Here is a 6078-nt window from a genome sequence, read left to right on the forward strand (position 1 = left end):
GGGCAGGGAGGCGTGGGGGGCGTCGCCCGGCGGTAGACGGCGGTAGACGGCGGGGAACGGTCAGGAGCGGCGGGCGCCGCCGGTCGAGCGGGCGGTGGAGATGGTCACCACGGCCTTCTCCAGCGCGTACGCGGGATCGTCACCGCCTCCCTTGACCGCCGCGTCCGCCTGGGCGACCGCGCGCACGGCCGTGGCAACCCCGTCCGGCGTCCAGCCGCGCAGTTGCTGCCGCACCCGGTCGATCTTCCACGGCGGCATCCCCAGTTCCCGGGCCAGCTCTCCCGGTGACATGCGTGGCGGGGCGGACGCCAGCTTTCCGATGGCCCGCACACCCTGCGCCAGCGCGCTGCTGACCAGCACGGGGGCCACCCCCGTGGAGAGCGACCAGCGCAGCGCCTCCAGCGCTTCGGCGGTCCGGCCCTCCACCGCGCGGTCGGCGACGGTGAAGCTGGATGCCTCGGCCCGCCCGGTGTAGTACCGGGCGACCACGGCCTCGTCGATGGTGCCCTCGATGTCCGCCGCGAGCTGCGAGCAGGCCGAGGCCAGTTCACGCAGATCACTGCCGATGGCGTCGACCAGCGCCTGGCACGCGGCGGGCGTGGCGCTGCGGCCTGCCGCCCGGAACTCGTTCCGCACGAACGCCAGGCGGTCTGCGGGCTTCGTCATCTTCGGACAGGCGACCTCACGGGCGCCTGCCTTCCTGGCGGCGTCGAGCAGCCCTTTGCCTTTGGCGCCACCGGGATGGAGCAGGACCAGGCTGATGTCCTCCACGGGAGAGGTCAGGTACGCCTTGACCTCCTTGACCACATCGGCGGGCAGATCCTGGGACTGCCGCACCACGACCACCTTGCGCTCCGCGAAGAGCGACGGGCTGGTGATCTCGGCCAGCCCCCCGGCCTGGAGGGTCCCGACGGCCAGATCGCGGACGTCCGTGTCCGGGTCGGCGGCCCGCGCCGCGTCCACCACCTGCCGTACGGCGCGGTCGAGCAGCAACTCCTCCTGCCCCACCGCCACGGTCACCGCGGCGAGGAGATCGTCGTTGCCACTGCCGTCAGCCTGCTTCTTCCCAGCCATCGCGGACCAGCATCCCACGCGCCACCGACAGCCGGGCACAATGTGCCGGTGACCGACGTACGACACATCCTGGTGCTGCCCGACCGGGACGCGGCCGAGGCCCTGGCCGAGGAACTGCCCGACCTGTTCACGCTGGACTCCGAACCCCAACTCGTCCGCGAGGCGCTGGCCGGAGAGGACGACGCGGAGGACGCGCAGTGGCTCCTCGTCATCGAGGACCCTGGCCGGAGACACGATCCGCGACGGCTCGCGGAGCTGGCCGAGGAGCACGAGGGGTGGCTGGAGCGGGACTGAGCGCCCACGCCCCGGACGCTCCGTCCCTGACCGGCGGGCCGGCCCGCCCCTCCGGCCGGTCCCTCGTCACCGGCCTCCGGCTAGGCCCCGGGCTCGGCCTCGGATCTGGATCCGACCTCGGTTCAGGATCCGGGCTATTGGGCGGGCCGGTCGCGCAGGACTCCGGGTGGGACACCGACCGTCGGCTCCTCGTCGAGCGTGATGCCGAAGTGTTCGCGGTAGGCGGCCAGCACCGACTCCGCGTCCGGTAGCTCCCGTTCGGTGACCTCCTCGGCGACGGTCGTCTTCAGCCTGCGCCCGCTGAGCGTGACCGTCCCGTCGGGGATCGGCAGGGAGCAGATCAGGGATCTGGTGAACGGCGACCTGGGCGAGGTCCGGTGGTACCAACACGTCGCCATGAACTCCGGCAGCGAACGCGGCCGGGTGGAGAGCCGGTACTGCGGGCGGCCGTCGGCATGTACGTCGAGGTCTCCGTCCGGCAGCTCCACGATCTTGAACACTCCGCGCTCGTCGTGCTGGTCCTCCCGGCTGTCGAAGAGCAGCGGTTCCTCCGTGAAGCGGCCGAACCCGACATCGACCAGCCAGGGCGTGGCAGCGTCGGCCGTCTTCACCCGCAGCGTGAGGTGGTCGTAGGGCAGTCCGGGGGCGCCGTCGTCGAAGACCCGTGCCTCCAGGAGGGTGACCTCATAGCCGAGACGGGTGAGGAGCGCGGCGAAGGCACCGTTCAACTCGTAGCAGAAGCCGCCCCGTCCACGGGCCACGATCTTCTCCACCAGCCGTTCCGCGACCAGGTCGATGTCCTCTCCGCGGTGGATCGAGAGGTTCTCGAACGGAACGGCGTACCGGTGGAGCCGCTGGAGGCCGCGCAGCGCCTCAGCGTCGGCGACCGCCGGCCGCTCGGCTCCGATCCGTGCCAGGTAGTCGTCAACAAGCTGCTCATCCATGACGTCGTTATACCGTCGGGGGCTCCTTCCACGGATCGGGCCGCGGCCCTGGTCCTGAAGTCCTGCCCGGCCGGGGCGACCGGCGGATCGTGTGGCCCCCGCACCGCCCTCGGGTGGGGTGGGCCCCCGGGCGACCGGCACCGTCGCCGGGGTCCCGCCAAGAGCGCTGCCCCACGCGGCCACCATGTTGTGGCCCCGGCCTGCCCCCGCCCCGGCGCCACAACCGCGTCTCACGGCATCACCACGGCGCCGGCCGGTGTGAGGGCTACTCCCCCGTGGACATCGGTGCGCAGCACCGTCGCCCCGGCTTCCTCCAACGCCCGGAGCGTCGCGGGCGCCGGATGTCCATAGGTGTTGTCGGCTCCCGCCGACACCACCGCCCACCGGGGACGAATCGCGTCCAGTAGAGCCGGTTCCTGGTAGGCGGAGCCGTGGTGTGCCACTTTCAGCACATCCACCGGCGGGAGGTCGGGGTGAGCCGCGAGCAGTTGACGCTGGGCCGGGGGCTCCAGGTCTCCCGGCAGCAACATCGTCAGCTCCGCGGCCCGCACCAGCAGGGTCACGCTGGCGTCGTTGGCTCCCAGCGCCGTCGCTCCACCGGGCGGCCACAGCACCTCCCAGCTCAGCTCGCCGACCGCTCCGCCCTCGCCTGCCGCGACCTCCCGTATCGGTACTCCGGCGGCTGAGGCGAGGCCGGACACCAACTCCGCCTGCGACGCGGGGTCGCGAACACCCGTGGTGTGGATCTCCCCGACGGTGCGCCCACGCAACACCCCAGCCAGACCACCGACATGGTCGGCGTGGAAGTGGCTGAGCACCACCAGGGGCACGTGCCGTACGCCGAGCGTCCGCAGACAGTCGTCCACCGAACCGGGGTCGGGCCCGGCGTCCACCACCACCGCGGCGCCCGGGCCGGCCGAGAGCACCAGGGCGTCCCCCTGACCCACGTCGCAGGCCACCAGCGACCAGCCAGGAGGTGGCCAGCCGGACAGCCACTGGGTGAGCGGTTGCGGCCGCACCGCGGCGAGCAGCACCAGCAACGCGCATCCCGCCGCCAGCCAGGGGTGGCGGGGCAGCACGCGCGCGAGCGTCACCAGAGCGACCGTCAGGGCCGCGAGCAGCGCTGCTCCCCACCATCCGTCCGGCCAGCCGAACTCGGCGCCGGGGAGGGCCGCTCCGGTACGCGCCACCCATGCGATCCAGCGTGCGGGCCAGGAAGCCAGCCAGGCCAAGGCCTCGGCCGGCGGCATCGCCACCGGTGCGACCAGCATCGCCGTCCAGCCGATGACCAGGACGGGAGCGAAGGCGAGTTCGGCCAGCAGGTTGGCGGGGATCGCCACCAGACTGACCCGCGCCGAGAAGACGGCGACGACCGGTGCGCACACCGACTGGGCCGCTGCCGCCACCGCCAGTCCCTCCGCCAGTCTCGGTGGCACGCCGCGCCGTTGCAGGGCCAGGCTCCATCCGGGCGCGATCGTCAGGAGCGCACCGGTGGCCAGCACGGAGAGCAGGAATCCGAAGGACTGGGCGTGCGTAGGGTCGTAGAGGATCAGCAGCAGAGTGGCCGCCGCCAGCGCCGGCAGGAGGGACCGTCTGCGGCCGGTGGCGATGGCGAGCAGGGTGATGGCGCCACAGACGGCGGCCCGCAGCACGCTGGGGCCGGGCCGGCACAGAACCACGAATCCGAGGACCAGCGCGCCGCCGAGAATCGCCGTGACACGCAGCGGCACCCCGAAACGGGCCGCGAGGCCACCGCGTTCCGCGCGCGACGCGGTTCCGGCGCTGCCGATCAGCACTGCCAGCACCAGAGACAGATGCGCCCCGGACACGACGATCATGTGGGTCAGGTCCGTCGCCCGGACCGCCTCGTCGAGGTCCTCCGGCACCCGTGAGGGATCGCCGACGATCAGAGCGGGCAGCAGTCCACGCGGATCGGCGGGAAGGCCGTCGGTTGCCTCGCGCAGCCTCTCCCTGAGCATCCCGGCCGCCCGCTGCACTGCGGACGGTCCGGCCAGTGGCTGCGGTGGCCCGGAGCCACGGACGAACAGCACCGCCGCGATGTCCGCACCACTCCCGGAGGGCGGGGCGGTACGGGCGGACAACTGCAGCCGCGTGGACGGCAGCAGCCGCAGCCAGCCGTCGTCCGGCTCGGAGACGATCAACAGGACCGGTGTGCGCACGCGGGTCGCCGAGCCGCCGGGCACGCTCACCGTGTCGACCGTGGCCGGCACCAGCACGGGCCGGCTCCAGGCCCCGGCCTTGGGCCGGGCCAGACGGGGATCGCCGGTGAGCATCACTTCGGCCGTCACCACCGCCTCGCGCTCGGCGAGCCCCGGTAGCGGGCCCGAGCGGGCCGCCGCGGCGTGGAGCCCGGCCGAGGCACCACCGGCGGCGCCGGCCACCAGAGCAAGGGCGACAGCCACCGTGAGGGGCCGCCCCGGCCGCAGCGCCACGCACCCGGCCAGGGCCGCCGCGAGCGCGCAGCCCACTACCAGGAGCACGCTCTGGCGCGTGGTGAGCTCCAGCGCCAGGGCTGCCGCGGCCCACGCTGTCATCGCCGGTGGGACCAACCGGAGATCGAAGGGCTCGGGCAGCGGTGGTGGATCGTCCCCCTCGTCGTCGGCAGGCGTGGTCTCCGTTGTGGCGAGGGCGCTCATCGCCTGGCTTGTTCTCCTGCTCGGACGGCGACAACAGGCTGGGGGCAGCGGCTCGGCCGCTGACGGTGACGCGCTGTGCGCCACCGGGCGGGCGGCCCCGCGCCGGCGTGGGGCGACCGGGACCCTCAGCGGCGCGCGGCCCCTCGGAGAGCGGCGCGATCGTCGCGCTCAGACGTCGGAGGAGGATGGCGGCGCCGCGCCGGAGGCGGCCCGCCCCGGGGTCGCCGGGTGGATGGGCACAAGGGCTGGTTGGTGTCGGAGCCGGCCGGGCACGCGCTGTGGCGATCACAGGACCACCCGCTCCCTGATGTCGGCCAGCCTGGTCTCGCCGATACCGGAGACCGACAGCAGCTGGTCCACGGAGGTGAAGTGCCCGTGCTGCTCGCGGTAGGAGACGATGCTTCCCGCCAGCACCGGCCCGACGCCGGGCAGTGCTTCCAGCTCCTGCGCTGTGGCGACGTTCAGCCTGATCAGCCCGTCGGCCGCCACACCGGCCACGGAGCCGGCGCCACCGGCGGAGACGGAGACACCGGCCTCGTCCGGCCCGCCCACCCGGATGTGCTCACCATCGGTCAGAATCCGGGCCCGGTTGATGCCCTCGGTCTCGGCTCCGGGCGCCGGTCCGCCCGCCGCCTCGATGGCGTCGGCCACCCGTGACCCCGGTGGAAGGGTCAGGACGCCCGGCTCCAGCACGTCACCCGCGACATCGACGACGACGGGGCCACCGGTCGGGTCGGAGCCGTGCGCCGTACCGAGCGAGGCCGGGGACGGGGGTGCCGCAGCGGCGGCCGACGGTTCGGGCTGGACCGAGGCGGTGACCGTGGGGGTGGTCGCCGCCACAGCCTGGGGCCGCCCGGTCCAGTAGTGGTGCACCGCGAAGCCGACGGCCACCGCGAGCACCACGCACACAGCGGCCAGCGTTCTCGGCTCGACGCCACAGCGAGCCCCGGCCCAACCCGGGATCCGCTCCCGCACCGCCAGCCTCGCGCGCAGCAGCAGCGGCAGCCGGCCGGGTAGCCGCTGTTTCCGGGGGTCGTCCTCGACAGCGACGGACTCTTCTACGGGACCGGTGGAGAGGCCGCGGTGCGAGTGGGCGGGCACCGTACGCC

The 6078-nt window shown here is 73.7% G+C and carries 5 protein-coding genes; 1 reads left to right on the top strand and 4 read right to left on the bottom strand.

What is annotated here, in order from left to right; genetic code table 11:
* Positions 1 to 60: 60 nt before the first annotated feature.
* Positions 61 to 1074 (bottom strand): DNA polymerase III subunit delta, encoded by a 1014-nt coding sequence (gene holA, locus E0D90_RS22725; RefSeq protein WP_130799876.1) that lies wholly within the window; start codon positions 1072 to 1074, stop codon positions 61 to 63.
* Positions 1075 to 1122: 48 nt separating this feature from the next.
* Here holA and E0D90_RS22730 point away from each other — a divergent pair, with 48 nt between their 5' ends.
* Positions 1123 to 1368: a hypothetical protein gene (locus E0D90_RS22730; RefSeq protein ID WP_103503824.1), complete on the top strand. Its 246-nt coding sequence runs from the start codon at positions 1123 to 1125 to the stop codon at positions 1366 to 1368.
* Between the two features lie 134 nt (positions 1369 to 1502).
* Here the strand turns inward: E0D90_RS22730 and E0D90_RS22735 are convergent, their stop codons facing one another.
* The 3 genes from E0D90_RS22735 to E0D90_RS22745 form a co-directional block, all read right to left on the bottom strand.
* Positions 1503 to 2312, bottom strand: a complete 810-nt coding sequence (locus E0D90_RS22735; RefSeq protein WP_130799877.1) for an arylamine N-acetyltransferase family protein — start codon at positions 2310 to 2312, stop codon at positions 1503 to 1505.
* A gap of 230 nt (positions 2313 to 2542) precedes the next feature.
* Positions 2543 to 4969: a ComEC/Rec2 family competence protein gene (locus E0D90_RS22740; RefSeq protein ID WP_130799878.1), complete on the bottom strand. Its 2427-nt coding sequence runs from the start codon at positions 4967 to 4969 to the stop codon at positions 2543 to 2545.
* Between the two features lie 285 nt (positions 4970 to 5254).
* Positions 5255 to 6078: ComEA family DNA-binding protein (locus E0D90_RS22745; protein WP_194116932.1), on the bottom strand; the 824-nt coding region annotated here is incomplete at its 5' end.

Origin of the sequence: Streptomyces otsuchiensis, from assembly GCF_004305975.1 — a bacterium.
GTDB classification, from domain to species: Bacteria; Actinomycetota; Actinomycetes; order Streptomycetales; family Streptomycetaceae; genus Streptomyces; species Streptomyces otsuchiensis.